16 protein-coding genes and 1 pseudogene are annotated in these 20,826 nt (G+C 70.4%); 12 read left to right on the top strand and 5 right to left on the bottom strand.

What is annotated here, in order from left to right; genetic code table 11:
* Window positions 1-49: 49 nt before the first annotated feature.
* The 5 genes from ACFVQG_RS29945 (at window position 50) to ACFVQG_RS29925 (ending at window position 9,598) form a co-directional block, all read left to right on the top strand.
* Window positions 50-4,336 (top strand): discoidin domain-containing protein, encoded by a 4,287-nt coding sequence (locus tag ACFVQG_RS29945; RefSeq protein ID WP_383389291.1) that lies wholly within the window; start codon window positions 50-52, stop codon window positions 4,334-4,336.
* Window positions 4,337-4,533: 197 nt separating this feature from the next.
* Complete coding sequence (locus ACFVQG_RS29940) at window positions 4,534-5,952, top strand: extracellular solute-binding protein (RefSeq protein ID WP_383389289.1); 1,419 nt, start codon at window positions 4,534-4,536, stop codon at window positions 5,950-5,952.
* An 83-nt stretch (window positions 5,953-6,035) separates the two neighbouring features.
* Window positions 6,036-6,995: a carbohydrate ABC transporter permease gene (locus ACFVQG_RS29935; RefSeq protein ID WP_383389287.1), complete on the top strand. Its 960-nt coding sequence runs from the start codon at window positions 6,036-6,038 to the stop codon at window positions 6,993-6,995.
* 16 nt (window positions 6,996-7,011) lie between these two features.
* Window positions 7,012-7,887: a carbohydrate ABC transporter permease gene (locus ACFVQG_RS29930; protein WP_383389285.1), complete on the top strand. Its 876-nt coding sequence runs from the start codon at window positions 7,012-7,014 to the stop codon at window positions 7,885-7,887.
* A gap of 106 nt (window positions 7,888-7,993) precedes the next feature.
* Window positions 7,994-9,598, top strand: coding sequence for a glycoside hydrolase family 13 protein (locus ACFVQG_RS29925; protein ID WP_383389283.1), 1,605 nt, complete (start codon window positions 7,994-7,996; stop codon window positions 9,596-9,598).
* A 48-nt stretch (window positions 9,599-9,646) separates the two neighbouring features.
* On the opposite strand, the pseudogene ACFVQG_RS29920 reads toward ACFVQG_RS29925, so the two are convergent.
* A pseudogene (locus tag ACFVQG_RS29920) lies at window positions 9,647-9,796 on the bottom strand (VOC family protein); the annotation flags it as partial.
* Between the two features lie 19 nt (window positions 9,797-9,815).
* The gene (locus tag ACFVQG_RS29915; RefSeq protein ID WP_383389281.1) at window positions 9,816-10,862 is read right to left on the bottom strand and encodes an aldo/keto reductase; all 1,047 of its coding nucleotides are present in this window, start codon (window positions 10,860-10,862) and stop codon (window positions 9,816-9,818) included.
* 109 nt (window positions 10,863-10,971) lie between these two features.
* Here ACFVQG_RS29915 and ACFVQG_RS29910 point away from each other — a divergent pair, with 109 nt between their 5' ends.
* The 6 genes from ACFVQG_RS29910 (at window position 10,972) to ACFVQG_RS29885 (ending at window position 15,838) form a co-directional block, all read left to right on the top strand.
* A complete protein-coding gene (locus ACFVQG_RS29910; RefSeq protein ID WP_383389279.1) occupies window positions 10,972-11,598 on the top strand; it encodes a TetR/AcrR family transcriptional regulator in 627 nt (208 codons plus the stop codon).
* Window positions 11,599-11,798: 200 nt separating this feature from the next.
* Window positions 11,799-12,401 carry a GPP34 family phosphoprotein gene (locus ACFVQG_RS29905; RefSeq protein ID WP_383389278.1) on the top strand — a complete coding sequence of 201 codons (603 nt, stop codon included), beginning with the start codon at window positions 11,799-11,801 and terminating at the stop codon, window positions 12,399-12,401.
* A gap of 119 nt (window positions 12,402-12,520) precedes the next feature.
* Window positions 12,521-13,546, top strand: a complete 1,026-nt coding sequence (locus ACFVQG_RS29900) for an alcohol dehydrogenase (protein ID WP_383389276.1) — start codon at window positions 12,521-12,523, stop codon at window positions 13,544-13,546.
* Window positions 13,547-13,715: 169 nt separating this feature from the next.
* Window positions 13,716-13,892, top strand: coding sequence for a hypothetical protein (locus tag ACFVQG_RS29895; RefSeq protein ID WP_383389274.1), 177 nt, complete (start codon window positions 13,716-13,718; stop codon window positions 13,890-13,892).
* A gap of 81 nt (window positions 13,893-13,973) precedes the next feature.
* A complete protein-coding gene (msrA, locus tag ACFVQG_RS29890; protein ID WP_383389272.1) occupies window positions 13,974-14,486 on the top strand; it encodes a peptide-methionine (S)-S-oxide reductase MsrA in 513 nt (170 codons plus the stop codon).
* A 167-nt stretch (window positions 14,487-14,653) separates the two neighbouring features.
* Window positions 14,654-15,838, top strand: a complete 1,185-nt coding sequence (locus ACFVQG_RS29885; RefSeq protein ID WP_383389270.1) for a Rieske 2Fe-2S domain-containing protein — start codon at window positions 14,654-14,656, stop codon at window positions 15,836-15,838.
* Here the strand turns inward: ACFVQG_RS29885 and ACFVQG_RS29880 are convergent.
* A complete protein-coding gene (locus ACFVQG_RS29880) occupies window positions 15,808-16,503 on the bottom strand; it encodes a hypothetical protein (RefSeq protein ID WP_383389268.1) in 696 nt (231 codons plus the stop codon). The genes ACFVQG_RS29885 and ACFVQG_RS29880 overlap by 31 nt on opposite strands.
* 33 nt (window positions 16,504-16,536) lie before the next feature.
* Window positions 16,537-18,111, bottom strand: coding sequence for a hypothetical protein (locus ACFVQG_RS29875; protein ID WP_383389266.1), 1,575 nt, complete (start codon window positions 18,109-18,111; stop codon window positions 16,537-16,539).
* Window positions 18,112-18,392: 281 nt separating this feature from the next.
* Here ACFVQG_RS29875 and ACFVQG_RS29870 point away from each other — a divergent pair, with 281 nt between their 5' ends.
* Window positions 18,393-18,728, top strand: a complete 336-nt coding sequence (locus tag ACFVQG_RS29870; RefSeq protein ID WP_383389264.1) for a hypothetical protein — start codon at window positions 18,393-18,395, stop codon at window positions 18,726-18,728.
* A gap of 126 nt (window positions 18,729-18,854) precedes the next feature.
* On the opposite strand, the gene ACFVQG_RS29865 is transcribed toward ACFVQG_RS29870, so the two are convergent.
* Complete coding sequence (locus tag ACFVQG_RS29865; protein ID WP_383389262.1) at window positions 18,855-20,747, bottom strand: RICIN domain-containing protein; 1,893 nt, start codon at window positions 20,745-20,747, stop codon at window positions 18,855-18,857.
* Window positions 20,748-20,826: the final 79 nt, after the last annotated feature.

Raw genomic sequence — 20,826 nt, 5'->3', positions numbered from 1 at the left:
AAGACAGCAGCACGCTGCCTGTGGCGCTGCTTGTGGAGATCGAGGACTGATGAGAATCCGTAGAAACAGATCACGCACCCTCAGTGCCGTGATCGTGACCAGCCTGCTGGCACTGGGCGGTCCCGCGCTGACCGCCCAGGCCGCCGGAGGACCGAACATCGCGCTGGGCGACCGGGCGTCGGCGAGCAGCGCGCTCAACGAGTACGGCGCACCGAACATCACCGACGGCAACCAGGGCACCTACTGGGAAAGCTCGGGACCGGACCTCCCCCAGTGGGTGCAGACCGACCTCGGCACCACGGAGAACGTGGACGAGGTCGTCCTGAAGCTCCCCGCGGGCTGGGAGAGCCGCAGCCAGACCCTCTCCGTCCAGGGCAGCGCCGACGGCACCAGCTTCACCACCCTCAAGAACAGCGCCTCCCACACCTTCAGCCCGAGCACCGGCAACACCGTGACCGTGGCGTTCCCGGCGACCCGGACCCGCTTCGTGCGGATCGCGGTCACCGAGAACACCGGCTGGCGGGCTGCGCAGCTGTCCGAGCTGGAGGTGCACTCGGCCGACGAGTCGTCCAGGAACCTGGCCTCCGGCCGCACCCTCACCGCCAGCAGCCACACCCAGACCTACGCCGCCGCCAACGCGGGCGACGGCAACCGGGCCACGTACTGGGAGAGCACCGGTGGCGCGTTCCCGCAGTGGCTGCGCGCCGACCTCGGCTCCTCCGTCCGGGTGGACCGGGTCGTGCTGCGGCTGCCGGGCACCTGGGAGGCGCGCAGCCAGACGCTGAAGATCCAGGGCAGCACCAACGGCACGGACTTCACCGACCTGACGGCCTCCCGCGCGTACACCTTCGACGCCGCGAGCGACCACTCCGCCACCCTCGCCTTCGACGCCACCACCACGCGGTACGTGCGGGTGCTGGTCACCGCCAACTCCGTGCAGAACGCCGCCCAGCTCTCCGAACTGGAGGTCTACGGCCCGCAGACCGGCGACACCCAGGCGCCGAGCGCCCCCGCCGGTCTGGCGCTCACGGAGCCCGGCACCGGCCAGATCAGGCTGACCTGGAACGCGGCCACCGACAACGTCGGTGTGACGGGCTACGACATCTACGCCAACGGGGCGCTGCTGACCAGCGTCGCCGGTGAGGTCACCGCCTTCACCGACACCCGGCCCGCCGACCAGACCGTCTCCTACTACGTACGGGCCAGGGACGCGGCCGGAAACCAGTCCGGCAACAGCAACACCGTCACCCGCACCGGCAGCGGCGGCGACACCCAGGCGCCGACGGCACCGGCGAACCTCGCCTACACCGAGCCGGGCAGCGGGCAGATCAGGCTGACCTGGACCGCCGCCACCGACAACACCGGCGTCACCAGGTACGACGTCTACGCCAACAACACCCTGCGCGCCAGCGTCGACGGCGACGTCACCACGTACACCGACACCCAGCCCGCGACGAGCACGGTCACCTACCAGGTGCGGGCGAAGGACGCGGCGGGCAACGAGTCGCCGCCGAGCAACAGCGTGACCCGCAACGGCACCGGCGGCGGGGGCTCCAACCTGGCCGTCGGCAAGGCGATCAGCGCCTCCTCCGTGGTGCACACGTATGTCGCGCAGAACGCCAACGACAACAGTGTGTCGACGTACTGGGAGGGCGCGGGCGGCAGTTACCCCAACACCCTCACCGTGAAGCTGGGCGCCAACGCCGAGGTCGACCGGCTCGTGCTGAAGCTGAACCCCGACCCCGCCTGGTCGGCCCGCAACCAGACCATCGAGGTCCTGGGCCGGGACCAGGACGCGCAGGGCTTCACCTCCCTGGTCGCGGCCAGGAGCTACCGCTTCGACCCGGCCGACGGCAACAGCGTCACCGTGCCGGTCTCCGGCCGGGCGGCCGACGTACAGCTGAGGTTCACGGCCAACTCCGGCGCCCCGGCCGGGCAGCTCGCCGAGTTCCAGGTGATCGGGGTCCCGGCGCCCAACCCGGACCTGGAGGTGACCGGCCTGACCGTGTCGCCCGCCGAGCCGGTGGAGTCGGACGAGATCAGCGTCTCGGCCACCGTCCGCAACAGCGGCTCGGCCGCCGCGCCCGCGAGCAGCGTGGCCGTGCGCCTGGGCGGCACCAAGGTCGGCACCGCGCAGGTCGGCGCCCTGGCGGCCGGTGCGCAGACCACGGTCACCGCCGCCATCGGGGCGCGCGAGGCGGGGACGTACCAGCTCAGCGCGGTCGCCGACGACGGTGAGGCGGTCACGGAGCAGAACGAGACCAACAACACCTACACCCGGCCCACCTCACTGGTCGTCAAGCCCGTGGACAGCTCCGACCTCGTCGCGGCGGCGGTGACCACCTCGCCGTCCAGCCCGGCCGCGGGGGACGCCGTCACCTTCAAGGTGCGGCTGGAGAACCAGGGCACGAAGGCCACCGCCGCGGGCGGTCACGGTGTCACCCTCACCCTGACCGACTCCAAGGGAGCCACCGTACGGACCCTGACCGGTCAGCACTCCGCAAGCCTGGCCTCGGGCGCCTCGGCCGAGGTGAGTCTCGGCCCGTGGACGGCCGCGAACGGCTCGTACACGGTCAAGGTCGTGGTGGCCGCCGACGCCAACGAGGTGCCGGTCAAGCGCGAGAACAACACCACCACCCAGCCGCTGTTCGTCGGCCGCGGCGCCAACATGCCGTACGACATGTACGAGGCCGAGGACGGCACCACCGGCGGCGGCGCCACCGTGGCCGGTCCCAACCGCACCGTCGGTGACATCGCGGGCGAGGCCTCCGGCCGCAGGGCGGTCAGCCTGGACTCGACGGGGGAGTACGTCGAGTTCACCACCCGCGCCCCCACCAACACCCTGGTGACCCGCTTCTCCATCCCGGACGCGCCCGGCGGCGGGGGCATCGACTCCACGATCAACGTCTATGTCGACGGCGTCTTCAAGAAGGCGCTGCCGCTGACGTCGAAGTACGCCTGGCTGTACGGGGCCGAGGCCTCGCCCGGCAACTCCCCGGGCTCCGGCGCGCCCCGGCACATCTACGACGAGGCGCACATGATGCTGGGCGAGACCGTCCCGGCGGGCAGCAGGATACGGCTCCAGAAGGACGCCGCGAACTCCACGACGTACGCGATCGACTTCATCAACCTGGAGCAGGTCGCACCGGTCGCCAACCCCGACCCGGCGACGTACACCGTGCCGAACGGGTTCACGCACCAGGCCGTGCAGGACGCGCTCGACCGGGTGCGGATGGACTCCACGGGCAGGCTCGTCGGTGTCTACCTGCCGCCCGGGGACTACCAGACGTCCAGCAAGTTCCAGGTGTACGGCAAGGCGGTGCAGGTGGTCGGCGCCGGGCCCTGGTACACCACGTTCCACGCGCCGTCGACGCAGGACAACACCGACGTCGGCTTCCGTGCCGAGGCCACCGCCAAGGGCTCGCTGTTCAAGGGGTTCGCCTACTTCGGCAACTACACCTCGCGCATCGACGGGCCGGGCAAGGTGTTCGACTTCTCCAACGTGTCGGACATCGTCATCGACGACATCTGGAACGAGCACATGGTCTGCCTCTACTGGGGCGCCAACACCGACCGGATCACCATCAGGAACTCCCGCATCCGGAACATGTTCGCCGACGGCGTCAACATGACCAACGGCTCCACGGACAACCTGGTGTCCAACAACGACGCGCGGGCCACCGGCGACGACAGCTTCGCGCTGTTCTCGGCGATCGACGCGGGCGGCGCCGACATGAAGAACAACCTCTACGAGAACCTGACCTCCACCCTGACCTGGCGGGCCGCGGGCGTGGCCGTGTACGGCGGCTACAACAACACCTTCCGCAACATCCACATCGCGGACACGCTCGTCTACTCCGGGATCACCATCTCCTCCCTGGACTTCGGCTACCCGATGAACGGCTTCGGGACCGAGCCGACGACCATCGAGAACGTCTCCATCGTCCGCGCGGGCGGCCACTTCTGGGGCGCGCAGACGTTCCCCGGCATCTGGCTGTTCTCCGCGTCGAAGGTGTTCCAGGGCATCAGGGTGAACCACGTGGACATCGTCGACCCCACCTACAGCGGGGTGATGTTCCAGACCAACTACGTGGGCGGGCAACCGCAGTACCCGATCAAGGACACCGTCCTCACGGACATCTCCATCACCGGCGCCCGCAGGAGCGGTGACGCCTACGACGCCAAGTCGGGCTTCGGCCTGTGGGCCAACGAGATGCCCGAGGCGGGGCAGGGCCCCGCGGTCGGTGAGGTGACGTTCAACGGGCTGGAGATGAGCAACAACGCCGTGGACGTCCGCAACACCACGTCCACCTTCAAGATCAACATCAATCCGTAGGTCGTAGACCCCGATTGAGGCCGGTGCACGCTGCGTACGCGACAGCGTGCACCGGTATTTTCTCTTCCGGCTGTCAATCAATTACAGAGTCTGCGCGATATCTTGCGCTGCCTTGTCGGTGGTGGTTGAGTGTGCGACGCCCCACAACGCATCGGCGGTGGGGCGACCTCCACGTTCATGCCCGAAGGGGTCCAGCCATGAGAACTGCCCGGTTCCGCCGTTCCCGCCGCGCCAGCGCGGTCGCCCTCCTCTCCGCGCTCACGCTGACCGCTCTCGCCGCCTGCGGCACGAGCAGCAGCGACAACGGCGCCGGTGGTTCGGAAGGGGGTGCTGGTGACTCCGACCCGGCCGCGCCCCTGGACCCGAAGACCAAGGTGACGATCACCATCGACTGCATGCCGCCCGCGGCGAAGGCGGCCGAGCTGAAGGAGTGGAAGGAGGACGTCGCCGAGTTCAACAAGACGTACCCGAACGTCACCATCGAGGGCCGCTCCACCCCGGGCCAGTGCCTGGAACCCCCGCGCTTCACCGCGATGCTCAAGGCCAAGTCGCAGCCCGACGTGTTCTACACGTACTTCACCGACCTGCCGCAGGTCCTGGACCACGACGGCGCCGAGGACATCACCGCCTACGTCAACGACAAGACCGTCCCGCTGCTGAAGGACATCGATCCGAACGTCCTCGGCTCGCTCAAGCAGGACGGCAAGCTCTACGGCCTGCCGACCAGCAACTACACGATGGGCCTGCTCATCAACCGCAAGCTGTTCAAGCAGGCCGGACTCGACCCCGACGCCCCGCCGCGCACCTGGGAGGAGGTGCGCTCGGCGGCCAGGAAGATCTCCGACCTCGGCGACGGCATCGCCGGATTCGGCGAGTACAGCGCGGGCAACACCGGCGGCTGGCACTTCACGGCGCAGATGTACAGCCTCGGCGGCGACGTCGTGGACACCAGCGGCACGAAGGCGGCGTTCAACAACGACACCGGCCGCCAGGTCGTCGAGAACCTGCACGCCATGCGCTGGGAGGACGACAGCATGGGCAAGACCCAGCTGCTGAAGTGGGGCGACCTCCAGAAGCAGATCGCCACCGACAAGCTCGGCATGTTCCTCGCCGCCCCCGACGACATCGCCTACATGGTCCAGCAACTCGGCGCCGAGTACGAGAACTTCGGCATGGGCCCGATACCCGGCGAGCAGAACACGCTCGCGGGCGGCAACAACTACATGATCAAGAAGGGGATCTCCTCCGACAAGGTCAAGGCCGCCGTCGCCTGGCTGAACTTCAAGAACCTCACCGTGGGCAAGGGCCAGTTCGACTGGGCCCGCACCAAGGCCGACAAGCTCCCGGTCGGCGTCCCGCAGCCCAACTTCTGGCTCGGCGAGTCCAAGAAGAAGGACGACGCCGCCCGCGTGGAGCACGCCACCATGCCGGTCGCCAACTTCAAGACGTTCATGGACAACCCGGTACCGGGCAAGGCCGAGCCGCCGAAGGCGCAGGAGGTCTACAAGGTCCTCGACAACGTCATGTCCGGTGTCCTCACCAACGAGGACGCCGACATCGACAAGCTGCTCGACACGGCCGAGGCACAGGTCAACCAGGTCCTGGCCAACCAGTGACCCCTTCCCGGCGTGGGCGGCGCACGGAGGCGCCCACGCCGGGAGCGCCACGCCCGAGCGGAACGGACCCACAAGGAGCGACCATGTCGGCCCCCAGCCTGACACCGACAACGGCGGACCCGGCCCGCCACCTGCCACCGCACAAGACGCCCGTACGACCATCCGGGGGCCGGTTCGCCAAGAGCCTGCGGCGCAACCTCACCGCCCACGCCTTCCTCATCGGCGCCGTCATCTGCTTCGCGGTGTTCTCCTGGTACCCGATGATCAGGGAGTTCCTCCTCGCCTTCCAGCGGACCGAGAACGGCGAGACCACCTGGGTCGGCCTGGACAACCTCACCACCGTCTACAACGACCCGGCGTTCTGGCAGGCCTGGCGCAACACACTCCTGTTCACCGTGCTGGCGCTGCTCCTCGGCTTCGTGGTCCCCTTCGCCGTCGCGATCGTCATCAACGAGTTCCACCACGGCCAGGGCTATCTCCGGCTGCTGGTCTACCTGCCGGTGATGCTGCCGCCGGTCGCCTCCGTGCTCCTGTTCAAGTACCTCTACGACCCCGGCTACGGCCTCCTCAACGAACTCCTCGCCTTCCTGCACCTGCCCGAACAGCAGTGGCTCCAGGACCCCGACCTGTCGATGCTGTCCGTCGTCATCGCCTCGACCTGGATGAACATGGGCGGCGCCGCCCTCATCTACCTCGCGGCGCTGCAGGGCATCCCCGGCGAGCTGTACGAGGCCGCCGAACTCGACGGCGCCGGACTGTTCCGCAAGATCTGGCACGTCACCATCCCGCAGACCCGGCTGATCCTGTCGCTGATGCTGCTGATGCAGATCATCGCGACCATGCAGGTCTTCGTGGAGCCGTTCCTGCTCACCGGCGGCGCCGGTCCCGAGGGCTCCACCACCACCGTCGTCTACCTCATCTACCAGTACGCCTTCAACTTCAACAACTACGGTGCCGCGGCGGCGCTCGGACTGCTGCTGCTCGTACTGCTCGCCGGGTTCTCGGCCGCGTACGTGAAGCTCAGCCGCACCGAGGACGCCTGACGCGAGGGAGACCGGCATGTCCACACGCACACTCATCTCACCGGCCCAACTCGCCCGGCCGCGCGGCAGACTGATCTACTGGACCGTCTTCGCCGTGGTCGTCGGCGGCTTCACCCTGGTCTTCCTCGGCCCGCTGTACTGGATGATCTCCAGCGGCTTCAAGGACGCCCAGGAGGTGATCCAGACCCCGCCGACCCTGGTGCCCGGCTCCTTCACCCCGGAGAACTACTCACGGGCCTGGGAGGTCATGGACCTGGCGAGCCTGCTGTTCAACACCCTGTACTACGCGCTCGGCGCGCTCGCCTTCCAACTCGTCCTGGACGTCGCCGCCGCGTACTCCCTCTCCCGGCTCCGCCCGGTCCTGGGCAAGGCCATCCTCGGCATGATGCTGGCCACGCTGATGATCCCGGCGACCGTGCTGGTCGTACCCCAGTACCTGACGGTCCTGGACGTGCCGATCGTGGAGCGGAACCTGCTGAACAGCCCATGGGTGATCTGGCTGCCCTCGGTGACCAACGCCTTCAACATCTTCCTCCTGAAACGGTTCTTCGACTCCATCCCCAAGGAACTCCTGGACGCGGCGGCCATGGACGGCGCCTCACCGATGCGCGTCCTGTGGTCGATCGTGCTGCCGATCTCCCGCCCGATCCTCGGCGTGGTCTCGATCTTCGCGGTCGTCGGGGTCTGGAAGGACTTCCTCTGGCCGATGCTCACGCTGCCCGACCCGGCCAAGCAGACCCTCAACGTGGGCATCTACTCGCTCTCCAACGGCGTCCCCGTCAACGTCCTGATCGCCGCGCTGACGATCGCCTCACTGCCGACGCTGCTGATCTTCCTGATCTTCCAGCGGAACATCATGAGCGGCCTCACGGCAGGCAGCCTCAAGGGCTGACCAGCCGGTTCCCCGCACCCCGTCCAAGCCTTCGCCGCGGGCCCGTCCGAAGCCCCGCCGCATCCGGGCCCGCGGCGAAGATCCACCCTGCCCGAAAGGACCGACAGTGGCAGCCCCTCACTCGCCCCGCACCGACGACTGGTGGCGCGACGCCGTCATCTACCAGGTGTACCCCCGCAGCTTCGCCGACGGCGACGGCGACGGCACCGGGGACCTCGCGGGAGTCCGGGCGAGACTGCCCTACCTCGCGGAACTCGGCGTCGACGCCGTCTGGTTCACGCCCTGGTACGCCTCACCCATGGTCGACGGCGGCTACGACGTCGCCGACTACCGCACCATCGACCCCGCCTTCGGCACCCTCGCCGAGGCCGAGAAACTGATCGCCGAGGCTGCGGAACACAACATCCGCGTCATCGTCGACATCGTCCCCAACCACGTCTCCGACCAGCACCGCTGGTTCCGCGCCGCGCTGGCGGCGGGCCCCGGCAGCCCGGAGCGCGCGCTGTTCCACTTCCGCCCCGGCCGCGGCGAGCACGGCGAACTGCCGCCCAACGACTGGCCGTCGCAGTTCTCCGGCCGCACCTGGACGCGGGTGCCCGACGGCGAGTGGTACCTGCACCTGTTCACCCCGGAACAGCCGGACCTGAACTGGGCGCACCCGGCGGTCCGCCAGGAACACGAGGACATCCTGCGCTTCTGGTTCGAGCGGGGCGTGGCGGGCGTCCGCATCGACTCCGCCGCCCTGCTGGTCAAGGACCCCGCCCTCGCGGACTTCGAGGAGGGCGTCGACCCGCACCCGTACATCGACCAGGACGAGCTCCACGACGTCTACCGCTCCTGGCGCGCCATCGCCGACGAGTACGGAGCCGTGTTCGTCGGCGAGGTCTGGCTCCCGGACGCCGAACGCTTCGCCCGCTACCTGCGCCCCGACGAACTCCACACCGCGTTCAACTTCAACTTCCTCACCTGCCCCTGGGAAGCGGACCGGCTGCGCGCCACCATCGAGGCCACGCTCGCCGAACACGCGCCCGTGGGCGCCCCCGCCACCTGGGTCCTCTGCAACCACGACGTCACCCGTACGGTCACCCGCTACGGCCGCACCGACACCGCCTTCGACTTCGCCACGAAGGCCTTCGGCACACCCACGGACCTGACCCTGGGCACCCGCCGCGCCCGCGCCGCGGCCCTGCTGACGCTGGCCCTGCCCGGCTCGGTGTACGTCTACCAGGGCGAGGAACTGGGCCTCCCCGAGGCGGACATCCCCCTCGCCCGCATCGAGGACCCCATGCACTTCCGATCCGGCGGCACCGACCCCGGCCGCGACGGCTGCCGGGTCCCCCTCCCCTGGACGGCGGACGCCCCGTCGTACGGCTTCTCCTCCGTCCCCGACCCCTGGCTGCCCCAGCCCTCCGACTGGGCCGACCACGCCGTGGACCGCCAGAGCACCGACCCGCACTCCATGCTCGCGCTCTACCGCGAGGCCCTGATGCTGCGCCGCTCGGGGAAGGGCTTCGGCGACGGGCCCATGACCTGGCTGCCGTCGGAGGACGGGGTGCTGGCCTTCACCCGCCCGCACGGCCTGGTGTGCGTCGTCAACCTCGCGCGCCACCCGACCGCCCTGCCCGCCCACGAACGCCTCCTCCTGGCCAGCGGCCCGCTCGCCGGGGACGGGCTGCTGCCACCGGATACGGCGGTATGGCTGCGCGTCTGACGCCATCCCCGTCCGCGTCGCCCGGGCGCCACAGGGGCGCCCGGGTGAGACGACCGGCTCGTCGATGCCCGGCGGGTTCACCTCACTGTCACGGAACCAGGCGCCGCGTTCCCCGCGTGCGCCCTTGCTGGGGTAGTTGCCCTCGAGGTCGGCGATGCCGTCCCTGGCCCGGAGCGCGGGCAGGTCGACGTCCTCGAAGTGTGCCGTGGCCCGCGCCCTATTCGACGGTGTGCACCAGCGGCGGGTTGAGCCGGGCGAAGCCCTCCTGGCGCTGGTAGGGGAAGTAGGGGTAGGGCGCGGTCCGACTGCTCACCGCGTCGAGTCTCGCCATCTGGTCCGGTGTGAGTGTCCAGCCGACGGCGCCGAGGTTCTGGCGGAGTTGCTCCTCGTTGCGGGCGCCGATGATGACGGAGGAGACGGTCGGGCGCTGGAGGAGCCAGTTGATGGCGATCTGGGGAACGGCCTTGCCGGTTTCCTCGGCGATCTCGTCGAGGACGTCGACCACGCGGTACAACTGCTCGTCGTCGACCGGTGGGCCGTAGTCGGCGGTGTCGTGCAGTCGGCTGCCGACGGGCAGGGGCCGGTCGCGGCGGATCTTGCCGGTGAGGCGTCCCCAGCCGAGCGGGCTCCAGACGACGGCTCCGAGGCCCTGGTCGAGGCCGAGCGGCATCAGCTCCCACTCGTAGTCGCGGCCGATGAGGGAGTAGTAGACCTGATGGGCGACATAGCGCGGGTGGCCGTGTCGCTCCGCGACCGCGAGGGACTTCATCGTCTGCCAGCCGGAGAAGTTGGAGACGCCCAGGTAGCGGACCTTCCCCGCCCGGACGAGATCGTCGAGCGTGGACAGGACCTCCTCGACCGGGGTGCCCGCGTCGAAGGCGTGCAGTTGGAACAGGTCGATGTAGTCCGTACCCAGGCGGCGCAGGGCGTCCTCGCACGCGGTGATCAGCCGGGACCGTGACGAGCCCGCGTCGCCCGGGCCGTCGCCCATGGGCAGGCTGGTCTTGGTGGACACGAGCACCTGGTCCCTGCGCCCCTTGATCGCCTCGCCCAGCACCTCCTCGGAGGCGCCCGCGGAGTAGACGTCGGCGGTGTCGAACATGGTGATCCCGGCGTCCAGGCAGATGTCGACGAGACGCCGTGCCTCTCGCGCGTCGGTGTCGCCCCAGGCGCCGAACAACGGACCCCGGCCGCCGAACGTACCGGCGCCGAAGCTCAGGGCGGGGACCTTGAGGCCGGACGCACCCAGCCGCCTGTATTCCATGACCGCTCCTTGAAGATCTGCGTGATGGATTCGCTAACGGCACTGAAGTTCCGTTAAGCTGAGCCTCAACGTAGCAGTTGTCAGTCTTAAATGAAACTGGAGTCCCGTTATGAGTTCCGAGGGTGTCTCCGAGAGCGCGGAGCCGGGAACCGTCCGGCCCGGTGGACGTACCGCGCGGGTGCGGGCCGCGGTGCTCCAGGCGGCCGGGGACACCCTGGCCGAACAGGGCTTCGCCCACCTGGACCTGGCCGACATCGCCCGCCGCGCCGAAGTCGGCAAGACCACCGTCTACCGCCGCTGGGGGACGGTGACCGGCCTGGTGGCCGACCTGCTGGCCGACATGGCCGAGCAGTCACTGCCACGCACCGAGACCGGCTCCCTGCTCGGCGACCTGAAGGCCAACGCCCGACTGGTACGGCGCACCCTGGCCGACCCCCGGCAGGGCGCCCTGTTCAAGGCCGTGATCGCCGCCGCCACCTGCGAGGAGAAGACGGCCGAGGCCCTGCACCGCTTCTACGACATCCGGGTGCGGGAGTGGGCCCCCTGCGTCCAGCAGGCCATCGACCGCGGCGAGGTACCCGAGGGCACCGACCCCCACGAGGTGATCCGCGCCGTCTCGGCCCCCCTCTACTACCGGCTCCTGACCACCGACGACCACCTCGACGAGGCCACCGCGGACCGCGCCGCCGAGGCGGCGGTGGCGGCGGCGCGGGCGGGAGCGTACGTGTCGCGGTAGGCGGCGCCACCCGCCCTGGTACCAGGGCCCGTCGGTGCCCTTGAACGAGCGAGCGGTAGCCGACGCCGAGGCCTCGCTGACGGCCCGCTCGGTCTGCTCGGACGGTTCGGGGGACGGCCCCCGCCCCCGCGTCTATCGTGGTGATCCGGAAGCCGTCCACCGGAGTTCATGCCCCTACGGCAGACCTGGAGCCGCCGCTCATGACCACAGCCCGGGACTTGTCCCTGGTCGCCACCGACCCGCACAACGACTCCGTCGTGGAACAGGGCGACCTGTCCCTGGCGCTCGCCGGGGCGGAGCTGATCGACCTGATCGACGCGGGGGCCGTGACCCTCGACGGCGACCGCCTGGTTGCCGGTGGCGCGCCACCAGCCGGTGACGCCCTCCTCCTCGATGCCGCCTCGCTGCTCACGGCGTCGGCGCCCAAGGAGACCGTGGAGGACTGGCTGTGGCGCCGGGGCCGCGACCTCGCCGCCCGCTACCGGGGCGCACTCGAGGACGAGGGGTTGGTGGCACCCGCACGCCAGCGCCGCAACCCACTGCGCCGGACCACCCCCGCACCGGCGGACTCCCCGGCCCTGCGGCAGGCGAGGGAGCGACGGGTATCGGGGGAGCCCGTGCTCACCGGCCTCGCGGCCGCCGCCGGGATCGAGGAGGCACCGAGCGACACGCTGGCCGGACTGTCGGACGAGCACGGCGCCGTACTGGCCGCCGTGCACCAGGCCGTCACGGAGCTGGCCGCCGAGCGGCAACGCAGGTCCATCGAGTCCGCCGCCTTCGACAACATCTGGCGGGGCGCGTGACGTCCTGACGAGCGCGGCCCGTGTTGCCGGGGTCGCGGGGCGGTGGTCGTATGGACGTGCGTTGCCGCTCGGCCGTCCACCGCCCGCAGGGGGCCCCGCTCCTCGCACCGGAGACACGTATGAACACCTACCGAGTCGCACAGGTCGCCACGGCGAACGGGTCCTTCGAGGTCGTCGAGCGTGAGGTGCCCCGGCCGGGTCCCGGGCACGTACGGATCGCCGTCGAGGCCTGCGGAATCTGCCACAGCGACGCCATGTTCGTGGGCGCGGGCATCCCCGGAGTCCGCTTCCCGCTGGTCCCCGGCCACGAGGTCGCCGGGCGCGTCGACGAACTCGGCGAAGGGGCTGAGGACAGCGGCTGGAGCGTGGGGGACCGGGTGACGGTGGGCTGGTTCGGGGGCAGTTGCCGCCACTGCACCCCCTGCCGTCAGGGCGACTTCATCGTCTGCGACAACCTCAAGATCCCCGGCTATGCCTACGACGGTGGCTTCGCCGAGGCGATGGTCGCGCCGATCGACGCCCTGGCCCGCATCCCCGAGGCGCTGGCGGCGACCGACGCGGGGCCCATGGCCTGCGCGGGCGTCACGGCGTACAACGGCCTACGGCGCAGCCCCGCCCGGCCCGGCGATCTGGTGGCCGTACTGGGCATCGGCGGGCTCGGTCACCTGGGGGTGCAGTACGCGGTGGCCATGGGCTTCGAGACGGTGGCCATCGCCCGGGGCGCGGACAAGGCCGAGTTCGCCCAGCACCTCGGGGCGCACCACTACATCGACAGCACGGAGGCCACCCCGGTCGCGGAAGCGCTGCTGTCCCTGGGCGGCGCCAGGGTCGTCCTGGCCACCGCCGGACACTCCGACGCCATCGCGGCGACGGTCGACGGCCTGACGCACCGGGGCGAACTGGTCGTCATCGGAGCGAGCCCCGACCCGCTCGGCATCAGCCCGCTCCAGCTGATCATGCGGGGCAGGAACGTGCGCGGCCATCCGTCCGGTACCGCGCGGGACGTCCAGGACACCATGGCGTTCAGCGTGCTGCACGGCATCCGACCCATGGTGGAGACCGTGCCGCTGGGCGAGGCCGACGCGGCGTACCGGAAGATGCTCTCCGGTGCCGCCCGCTTCCGCATGGTGCTCACCACCGGCTGACCTGGCCGGACGGGCCGCACCAGAACCACGGCGCGTCGGCCGTCTCCCGCTCCGCGCGCAGTGGCGGGGAGGCGGGGGTGTGGAGGCGGCGCACGCCTCCGTCACCACCTTGACGGGTGACGGGATGGTGTGTGACCATGGATCACCACTGCAGGGAGGGGACGGCGACATGGGAAGCGAAGCCAGGGCCGAGGACGCGGGGCGGGAAGTGCGGCAGTCGCGGTTCGGCAGCCTGCCGGAGCGCATCCGTGTGGAGGACATGGTCGAGGAGCGCCCGGCGGTGCCGCATGACCCGGCGAGGGACGCCTACAACGCCGACGAGTGGCTGGTGCGCGTCTGCCTCTGAGGCCCCGGCACCATGGTGAGCGACGGCCCGCACACGACGTCGGCCGCGACACGTGAGACACGAAGGAACAGGTGACACGACATGGCTGACAGCGAGCAGAAGGCCCTGCTGGCGGGCGGCTGCTTCTGGGGCATGCAGGAGCTGATCCGGACGTTCCCCGGCGTCCTGTCCACCCGGGTGGGATACAGCGGGGGTGCCATCGAGCATCCGACGTACCGCAACCACGAAGGTCACGCCGAGTCGATCGAGATCGTCTTCGACCCGGGCGTAACGGACTACCGGACGATCCTGGAGTACTTCTTCCAGATCCACGACCCGACCACGAAGAACCGCCAGGGCAACGACATAGGGCTCAGCTACCGGTCCGCCATCTTCTACCTCGACGACGAGCAGCGGCGCGTCGCCGAGGACACGATCGCGGACGTGGACGCGTCGGGGCTGTGGCCGGGGCCGGTGGTCACCGAGGTCGTGCCCGCCGGGCCGTTCTGGGAGGCCGAACCCGAGCACCAGGACTACCTCCAGCGCTACCCGGACGGCTACACCTGCCACTTCCCCCGTCCTGGCTGGCGGCTGCCGCAGCGTCAGGCTTCCTGACCCGGAGGCAGTACGCGGCACCGTGGGTCGGGGTACCTCGGGCCGGGGCCGGGCCGACGCGGGCGGCCGACCGTACGCTCACCCGTTCGGACGCATTCGACGGGGCGTGGGCAGCGGTCGGCCGTCAGGGTGTGGAGGGTGGTGTCCCACACGCGAGGGAGCGAGACATGGCCGAGACCGGTTTCGACGGGGCCGGGGGAGTAGTCGCCGATGTCGGGAGCGGTCGGGCGGCGGGGCGGCGGGAGCCGGACTCCGGGGCGGTCGATCTGCGGCGGGTGGGAGTGAACCCCGACTACTGGTATCCCGTCGCCCTGTCGAGGAGCGTGCGCCGCGGGCGGGTGCGCGCCGCGGTGTTCGCCGGTGAGCGTCTGGCGGTCTTCCGCGGCGAGAGCGGTGCGCCCTACGCCCTGGAGGACCGGTGCGCCCACCGGCAGGTGCCGCTGAGCATGGGCGTCGTGGAGGGCGAGGCACTCCGCTGCTGCTATCACGCGTGGGCCTACCGGGGCGACGGCCGCATCTCGCAGATCCCCTATCTGTCCAAGGGCGACGGACGACCGCCGCGCGGTGTGCGGGGCTACCCGGTGCGTGAGGCGTACGGCATGGTGTTCGTCTTCCCCGGAGATCCGGAGAAGGCCGCGGTCACCGAACTGCCGGAGCTGCCCGCCTTCCACTCACCGGCGCACCGGACCATGACCTTCTCGCGGACGGTGCGCTGCCACTACTCCTTCCTGCACGAGAACCTGCTCGACATGAACCACCAGTTCCTGCACCGGGGCGTCGTCGGCAAGATCCACCCCGATCTGCTGGGCTACCGGACCGACGCCCGCTCGGTGGAGGCCAGGTACCTCTTCACCCACGCCGGGGGCAGGCAGAACCGGGGCGCCAGCCTGCTGGCCGCCGGGGGCATCCGGGGCAGCGACTCCGGTGACGTCCTGACCATCCGTACCGAATACCCGTACCAGACCCTGGACTTGGTGCCCGAACACGCCGAGCGCCCGGCCTTCCGGCTCTGGGCCGTCTATGTGCCCGAGGACGCCGAGCAGCGCCGCTGCCGGGCCTACGGACTGCTCATGATCGAGAAGCCCCGGTTCCCCGGCGCCCTGCAACTGGCCTGGCCGCTCATCCGGCGCTTCACCGAGCGGGTGTTCGCGGAGGACCGCATGGCCGTGGAAGCCGAGCAGCGGGCCTGGGACGAGCAGGGCGAGGACCGCAACCACGAAGTCTTCCCGCTGATCCTGGACGTCCGCGAGGTGCTGCGCGCCAACGGCGTCCCGATCCGCCCCCGGCCCGCCGCGTGCGGCGCCGGACCGGGCGACTGCGGTCAGGCCCAGGAGACGTTGGCCAGCGGATAGCCGCCGCCGTCGAAGGTCTCCCGGCACACGGATATCCCGAACGCGATCTCGAGTCCCTTCAGGAATCGCTGATTCCGGTCGGGTATGTATCCGTCGTTCTCGAAGACAGGGCGCCCGTCGACGTAACGGACCTCGGGACGGCATCCCGCCGCGTGCATGGCCCAGTTGAGGAAGGCCATCTCCGGCGCGTGGTCGAAGAAGTACCCGCCCTTCTCCTGCGACTCCGCGCCGAACGACCCGTGGATCTCGCCGTCCCACACCAGTCGGCCGTTCTCGAAGTAGACCATGCAGGTCATGCCCTTGGCGGCGATGTTGTACAGGAGGACGACCCGGCCGGTCCCCTCCGGCAGTGCGAAGCCTCGGTGGAAGTGGAGCAGGAAGTCGAAGTCGCCCGCGAGGAAGGACCAGCCGCCCTCCTCGCCGTACGCCGCGAGACGGGGATCGTCGGGGACCCGGGTGTCGGGGTGGGTCCGGTCGTAGACGGCCTTGGCCCCGGCGCTCACCGGCTCGGGGATCTCCCAGGGCACGGCGCCGAAGACCACCGCCAGGTCCTGCGGCGCGATGCCCTGCGCGAAGACGAGTCCCGCCTGTTCCCCGAGCAGGGGGTCGGCGCCGTCACCCGGCCACCGCTCGCCGAGCCATGCGATTCCGTCGTTTCCAGCCATGCCCAGGACCGTAACAGCAGGGTCTGACAACGCTCACAGACCCGTTCCCAAGCTCTCCGTCGTGTAGGCGCACTCCGTGTAGATGTACCCGGGCTCCAGCTTGGCGGTGTCCGAGGCCGGTGACGAGAGGCTGTCGAGCGGCTTGTGCACGAAGTAGGTGGTGCCGGGCGGCAGACTGATCGTCTTCTGCGGGTAGTTCTTGCCGCTGTCGCTGCAGGGCTCGAAGTACGGGGCGATGGTGCTCGAGAAGGGGTACGCCGTGCAGTCGCCGCATCCCTTGAGGGTGAGGCTGCCGGTGACGGGGCCCGTGTAGAGGACGCGGATGTCGTCGGGGCTGTCGTTCTTGACCGTGACGGTGATGCTGCCGCCGGACGCGGTCGTCGGCAGCCGCTTCCCGGCGGCCGGAACCGTCTGGGCGACCTCCGCCGCGATGGCGATCTTCCGTGCGCGGTCGCTGTTCTTGTGGTTCTTGTTGGCGGCGACGAACTGGTTCATCGTGGTCTGCGCGTCCGCGAAGTCGCCGTCCTCGTACTGCTGGACGCCGCACGCGTAGGCACCCGAGTCGGCGCGTCCCTCGGCCCGGGAGGCCTGCTTGGTGAGCGCGTCCTCGGTGGTGCTGCTGTTGTCCGAGAGTTCGGAGATACGTCCGCTCAGGGCCCGCAGGTTCTCCATGGCGGTGCAGGGTTCGTCACCGCGCAGGCCCTTCGAGGCGCTCTCGACCGCGGAGCCAACGGCGGGCTCGACCTTCGCCGCCTGCTCGGACTCCGGGAACGTGCTCAGCAGTTGGCCGAAGGGTGTCGTCCAGTCGGCCTCCCCGCCCTTCAGCTTGCCCGACCCGCACTCGTAGAGCGAGGTGGCCAGCCGGTCGTCGGGCCAGGTGACCAGCGAGCCCAGGTCCTCGTCGGGCATCCGGTCCGGGACGTCGCGCAGGTACTTCAGCGGTTCGATCGCGTGGCAGTAGTCGCCGTCCTCGTACGCCGCCCCGACCGTCGTGTAGTACGTCTTCATCCGCTCCGGCACCCGCTGTGCCGCGCGGGAGCCACCGTGGTCGGTGCTGAGGTCCCGGTAGACGGTCAGGGCCTCGCGGTAGTCGGACTCGGCGCCGCTCCAGCCCTCCTTGCTGGCCGCGGTCACCAGGCGGTCCGCCTCCGCGAGCCGGTCCAGCAGCATCCGCTCGACGGCCTCGTCCCGGGCGTCGTCGTACAGCACGGCACCACCGGCCGGTACGGCGAGCAGGGCGACGCCCAGCACCAGCGCGACGGGCGTGCGCCCCGGCCACACCAGCGGCCTGCGCAGCCCGGCCACCGCCCCGTGGACGGCCGCGAGCACCAGGAAGGCGATGAACAGGCCGAGCGTGGTCGACGAGACGCCGTCCGCGTCGGCGGGCAGCACCACGAACAGCCACACGATGGTGACCGCCCAGCACACGGCCGCGGCGACCCAGCGGCGGATGAGCGCATAGCCCAGCCCGAGCCCGCTGAGGTTCAGCAGGGCGACCGCCAGGGCCCTCAGGCCGTCCGGCGCCGCGAGCGGCGGACCCGGTGGCGGGCCCGGTGGCATCGGCGGTATGACAAATCCATGACTGGAGTCGTACGGGTTCCCGGACATGGTGGCTCCCCCCGGTCAACTGCGCATACAGCGACGTGAGTTGGCAGTGTACGGCCGAGCGACCCCGCCGACAGAGTCGAATACACCTCCGTGCCGAGCTGCCTCGGAGTTGCCGCCCAGCCGTAACCTGCGCAACGCGCCCGTGCCATTTGCGGCAGGAGCATGACCTCTCTAGGGGTTGCGCCCGCCGTGTCCGGTTCGTCCCCGAGTCCGCCCCTGCCGCGCGGGGTCGTCACCGCACTACCCTGGCTCCACGGCGACGTGGAGGGAGGCGGACCCAGGTGAGCACGGCCGATCCGCACATCCACGTGGCGGAGAAGGTGACGCGGGCGGGATCCGACGAGCGCAACCTGATCGGGTCGATGCTCGGCCGCGTGCCCGACGCGCCGAGCGTCGTCAGGACCGGCTGCGGACAGCGGGTGCCCTACGCCATGACCTCCACCCGACCGGAGAGCGTCACGTGCCTGGCCTGCCGGGAGCACGGCCACCGGGAGTACCTGCGCTTCGCCGACGAGGTCGAGCGCCTCGGCCGGATGCCCGGTGCGCCCCTCACCGGTGAGCAGGCGGGCGCGGCCGTGGCACGGCTGCGGGATCTCGCGCGGCGGTTCTCCGCCTAAGGTCTGTCTGACCCTTCCCGTCGTCGTCCGAAGGACCGCTCAGGGCGTGTCCCCTGTCACCCACGTCCCGGGACGGAGCACACCTAGGGCGGGGTGCCGGGACCCGGCACCCCGCGGACGGGCCCATCAGCCGGTGAGACCGAAGGACTGGGCGGGCGACCCGGAGCAGGGCTGCTGGGACAGCCGCGCCCCGTTCGCGGTGGACGAGCCGTCCACGGTCAGGCACTTGCCGCTGTGCCGGGCCACGAACCGGTACCGTCCCGCCGTGCCGACGGGCTCGGGGCGCCACTGCTGGTTGGTTCCGCCCACGTAGTCCCACAGGTGCACCCGGACACCGTCCGCCGTCGCGCCACTGCCGCCGTCCACGTCCCAGGCCTTGGCGTTGTGCTGGTTGACGACCTGGTAGTGGCCGTCGCTGGTCGGCCGGAACTGCCACCGCTGGTTGGCGCCGGTGCCACAGGCCCACTGCTGCAGGGCGGTGCCGTCGGCGGTGCCCCAGTCGGCGGCGTCCAGGCAGGCTCCGCTGTTGGCGTTCACCACCCGGTACCAGGCGGCGGGGTCGATCGGCCCGGTGGGACCGCCACCGTCGGCCGGGTTCCAGACGAAGGTGGCCACGGCACCGGCGGGCAGGGTGTGCACGAGCGACCTGCCGTTGTCGGTGAGGGAGAAACGCTGCGCGCTGGAGGCGGTGTTGACGACGTACGCGACCCGGGAGCCGTCCGGGTTCTGCCAGACGACGTTCTGCACGCCTCCGCCGCCCTGGCTCGTGGAGCCGATACGCGTGGCGCCCGGCCGGACGAACTTGCTCAGGTGGCCCAGCGAGTAGTACTCGGCGCCCCGGGTGACGTTGCCGTTCGCGATCTCGACCACGCCGTTGCACCGGTTGGCGCAGTGCCCCTGGTGCGGGCCGCCGTTCTGGTCGAGGGCGAGGTTCCAGGTGAGGACGGTCTCCCCGCCGTTGCGCATGTTCTGGACGACGAGGTTCTCCGCCTGCCAGCGCAGGCTGTCGGCGAACGTGGCGGCCGGGGTGCCGCTGTCGGTGCCGGAGCACTCCGTGAAGAAGACGCGCTTGCCCGCGTTGACGACCTGCTGCTGAGCGGACGGCTGCCCGCCGTAGCAGTGGAAGGCCGCGCCGATGACGCGGTTGATCCCGAGGGTGCGGGAGAACACGTCGAGGGGGTACGTGGGGTGGTCCCAGTTGTGGTCGTAGGCCAGGATGTTGGTCGCCAGACCGGCCGCGGTGAGCTTGGGGTCGAGGACCTTGAGGAAGTCCGCCTGCTGGGCCGAGGTCATCGACATCGACGGGTAACTGGTCGCGAACTCCGGCTCGTTCTGCACGGTCAGGTCGGCGAGGGTGATGCCCTCCTGCCGGTAGGCCTGGATCGTCCTGACCAGGTAGTCGGCGTACGACCCGTAGTTCTCGGGCCTGAGGCTGCCGCCGTTGAGCGAGTTGCCGGTCTTCATCCAGGCGGGCGGCGACCAGGGCGAACCCATGAAGCGGATGGACGGGTTGACGCCGAGCGCCTGCTTCAGGACCGGGATGATCTCCGCGCGGTCCCGGTCGATGGAGAACTGACCGGGTGTGTCCTCGTACGAGTACGGGTTGTCGGTGGCGTCGAAGTCCGTACTGCCCAGCGGTTGCCGCAGATACGTGAGTCCGATGCCGTCGCCCGCGGTCGAGAACAGCGACCGCACGAGGTCGCCGCGCCGGTCCTGCGGCAGTTGCTGGATGAGGTGCGCCGACGCGCCGGTGACCGAGGCACCGGCACCGGTGAACCGCTGGCCCCGGGTGTTCGCGTCCACGCGTATGTCCACGGCCTGCGGTGAGCCGGTGAAGGGCACGCCGCCGTCGGAGCTGAGTCTCCGGGCGCCGTCCGGGGTGGTGATCCAGACCTCGGCGACGGGGTCGGCGGCCTGCGCGGTTCCGCCGCCCGTGAGGCCGAGACCGGTGACGGCGAGGGTCAGCGCGAGGGCGGCCGTCGCGGCCCTCGGCAAACGGGTTCTGACGCGAGATGGCACGGTGCGGGTCTCCTTCGGTCGGTGACACGTGGGGGTGCGCACCAGTCGGCTCGCCGGAGCGGGGAGGACGGCGAGCCGA

Origin of the sequence: Streptomyces sp. NPDC057877 (assembly GCF_042796855.1) — a bacterium.
Taxonomy (GTDB): Bacteria; Actinomycetota; Actinomycetes; order Streptomycetales; family Streptomycetaceae; genus Streptomyces.
The sequence above is the reverse complement of the archived record's forward strand: the minus strand, read 5'-3'. Positions and strand labels throughout refer to the sequence as shown.